Annotated in this window: 1 protein-coding gene; it reads left to right on the forward strand. The window is 67.6% G+C overall.

The window, feature by feature from the left end; genetic code table 11:
* Positions 1–3,712, forward strand: a 3,712-nt coding sequence (locus ACM6JT_RS21880) for a beta strand repeat-containing protein (protein WP_414857264.1), incomplete at both ends; no start/stop codon positions are given.

A 3,712-nucleotide genomic window follows, 5' to 3' on the forward strand; every position in this document is an offset into this window, starting at 1 on the left:
ACTGAAGCAATCCGGTCTGGTAGGCGACGACGGCCAAGGCAACCTGACGTCGCTGGCGGTGACGTACGACGACGCATCGAAGGACAAGGCGACGCTGGCCGGCGCGAACGGCACGACACTGTCGAACGTGAAGGCAGGCGTGGCGGATCTGGACGCAGTGAACGTGAGCCAGCTGAAGGACTCGGGCCTGATCGGCGGCGACGGCAAGGCGATTGCCGCGGTGACGTACGACCGCAACCAAGACGGCACGCCGAACTACGGTTCGGTGACGCTGGGGGGTACGGGCGCATCGACGCCGGTGGCGCTGAAGAACGTGGCAACGGGCGTCGACGGCACCGACGCAGTCAACGTCGATCAGCTGACTGACGGTCTGACGAAGCTGAAGGACGAAGTGAGCGGCGCCGACCTGCGATTCGTCAAGGTCAACGCGGATTCGACCACGGGCACGCCGGCACTCGCGACCGGCGCACAGGCGGTCGCCATCGGCGCAGGCGCGGCCGGCTCGGGCGCCCATGCGCTGGCGCTCGGCACGGGCGCGCGCGCCAGCGGCCTGGATTCGGTCGCGATCGGCTACAACTCGGTTGCCAACCAGGCGAATACGGTATCGGTCGGGTCGGTGGGTAGCGAGCGCCGCATCGTCAACGTGGCGAACGGCAACGTCGCTTCCGACAGCACGGACGCGGTCAACGGCGGCCAGCTGTATGCGGCGATGAACAACCTGACGACGTCGATGGATGCGAAGACGCAGCAGGCGATCGACGAGTTCTCGACGTCGCTCGACGAGAAGACGAAGGCCGCGATCGACAACGTGAAGTCGCGTTCGATCGGTCTGATGGACGTCTCGGCTCCGCTCGTGGCGGTTGAAGGCCTGCAGGGCAACAACCTCGCGTCGCTGAACGGCGCCGATCCGAATACGACGACGGCGGCCGCGATCGGTTCGTCGTCGGTGGCGAGCGGCGGCAACGCGGTGGCGGTCGGCCTGCAGAACGTCGCAGGCTCCGACAACTCGGTCGCGATCGGCAGCTTCGCGCAAACCGGCGCGGGCCAGGCGTACTCGGTCGCGATGGGTTCGGACGCGCAGACGAACGGCACGCAAGCCGTCGCACTGGGCGCGCACGTGCAGGCGAACGCCGACCGCGCAGTCGCGGTCGGTAATAACAATACGTGGGCGCTTGGCGACAGTTCGGTCGCGCTCGGCGACGGTGCGAAGGCACGCGTCGGTGCGACGAACGCGATCGCGGTCGGCACCAGCGCGAACGTGACGGCCAACGTCGCGAACGCGATCGCGCTCGGCGCGAATTCGAACGTCGCGGCCGGCGCGACGGGCGGCATTGCGCTCGGTTCCGGCTCGCTGGCCAACCGCGGGAATGCACTGTCGATCGGCAGCGCGGGCGCGGAACGCCAGATCATCAACGTGGCGGCCGGCACGCAGCAGACCGATGCCGTGAACGTCAGCCAGCTGACGGGCGTGACGACCGCGCTCGGCGGCGGTGCGGCCGTCGGTTCGGACGGCAGCATCACGCAGCCGACGTATTCGGTGGGCGGTGCCGACTATCACAACGTGAGCGATGCGCTCGATGCGCTCGCGCAGACCGGCGGCGCGAATGCGGTGACCTACGACGACGCGTCGAAGGGCACGGTCACGCTGGGCGGCGGCGCGACGGGCACGACGCTGTCGAACGTGAAGGCAGGCGTGGCCGATACGGACGCGGTGAACGTGAGCCAGCTGAAGGACTCGGGCCTGATCGGCGGCGACGGCAAGGCAATCGCTGCGGTGACGTACGACCGCAACCCGGACGGTTCGCCGAACTACGGCTCGGTGACGCTGGGCGACGGCAATGGTCCGGTGAAGGTGACGAACGTGGCGGACGCAACGGGCGACAGCGACGCGCTGAACCTCGGCCAGTTGAAGCAATCCGGTCTGGTGGGCGACGACGGTCAGGGCAACCTGACGTCGCTGGCGGTGACGTACGACGATGCGACCAAGGCAGGCGTCACGCTGGGCAATGCCGGTACGCCGGTGGCGATCCACAACGTGGCGGACGGCGTGCTGTCGGCGACGAGCAAGGACGCGGTGAACGGATCGCAGCTGTTCGCGACGAACACGCGCGTCGGCTCGCTGGAGGATTCGCTGAAGGACGGCGGCGTGATCGACCCGGTGACCGGTGAATCGCTGGCAGTGGTGTACGACGGCACGGCGAAGGACCAGGTGACGCTGGCCGGCGCGAACGGCACGACGCTGTCGAACGTGAAGGCAGGTACTGCCGACCTCGACGCGGTGAACGTGAGCCAGTTGAAGGACTCGGGCCTGATCGGCGGCGATGGCAAGGCGATTGCCGCGGTGACGTACGACCGCAACCAAGACGGCACGCCGAACTACGGCTCGGTGACGCTGGGCGACGGCAATGGTCCGGTGAAGGTGACGAACGTAGCGGACGCAACGGGCGACAGCGACGCGTTGAACCTCGGCCAGCTGAAGCAATCCGGCCTGGTGGGCGACGACGGCCAGGGCAACCTGACGTCGCTGGCGGTGACGTACGACGATGCGACCAAGGCAGGCGTCACGCTGGGCAATGCCGGTACGCCGGTGGCGATCCACAACGTGGCGGACGGCGTGCTGTCGGATACGAGCAAGGACGCGGTGAACGGTTCGCAGCTGTTTGCGACGAACACGCGCGTCGGCTCGCTGGAGGACTCGCTGAAAGACGGCGGCGTGATCGACCCGGTGACGGGTGAATCGCTGGCGGTGGTGTACGACGGCACGACGAAGGACAAGGTCACGCTGGCCGGCGCGAACGGCACGACGTTGTCGAACGTGAAGGCAGGTACTGCCGACCTGGACGCAGTGAACGTGAGCCAGTTGAAGGACTCGGGCCTGATCGGCGGCGACGGCAAGGCAATCGCTGCGGTGACGTACGACCGCAACCCGGACGGTTCGCCGAACTACGGTTCGGTGACGCTGGGTAACGGCAATGGTCCGGTGACGCTGTCGAACGTGGCGGAAGGCGCGGTGGACACGGATGCGGTCAACTATGGCCAGCTGAAGGACTACGTCGCCAACAACTCGGGCGGCCCCGGCAACCCGCTCGCCGTGGCGTACGACGACGCGTCGAAGGGCGCGATCACGCTGGGCGGCGGTGCGACCGGCACGACGATCACGAACGTGAAGGCGGGCGCGGTGAGCGCAACCAGCACGGACGCGGTGAACGGCTCGCAGCTGCACGGCGTGTCGCAGAGCGTGGCCGATGCACTGGGCGGCGGCTCGACCGTCGGCGCGGACGGCACCGTGACGAACCCGACGTACTCGCTGGCCGATCCGGCGAACGCATCGCAGAAGCAGGACTACCACAACGTGGGCGATGCGCTGGCGAACCTCGATGGCCGTGTCGTGGACAACACGACCAACATCACGGTCATCAAGAACCAGCTCTCCGACTCGGGCCTGGTGGATCCGGTGACGGGTCAGTCGATCGCGGCGGTGACGTACGACCGCGACGTGAACGGTGCGCCGAACTACAACTCGGTGACGCTGGGTAACGGCAACGGTCCGGTGAAGGTGTCGAACGTCGCGAACGCGACGGGCAACAGCGACGCGGTGAACCTCGGCCAGTTGAAGGATTCGGGCCTGGTGGGCGACGACGGTCAGGGCAACCTGACGTCGCTGGCGGTGACCTATGACGATGCCGGCAAGACGGGCATCACGCTGGGCAAC

Source organism: Burkholderia sp. IT-111MI5, assembly GCF_949752865.1.
Taxonomy (GTDB): domain Bacteria; phylum Pseudomonadota; class Gammaproteobacteria; order Burkholderiales; family Burkholderiaceae; genus Burkholderia; species Burkholderia pyrrocinia_C.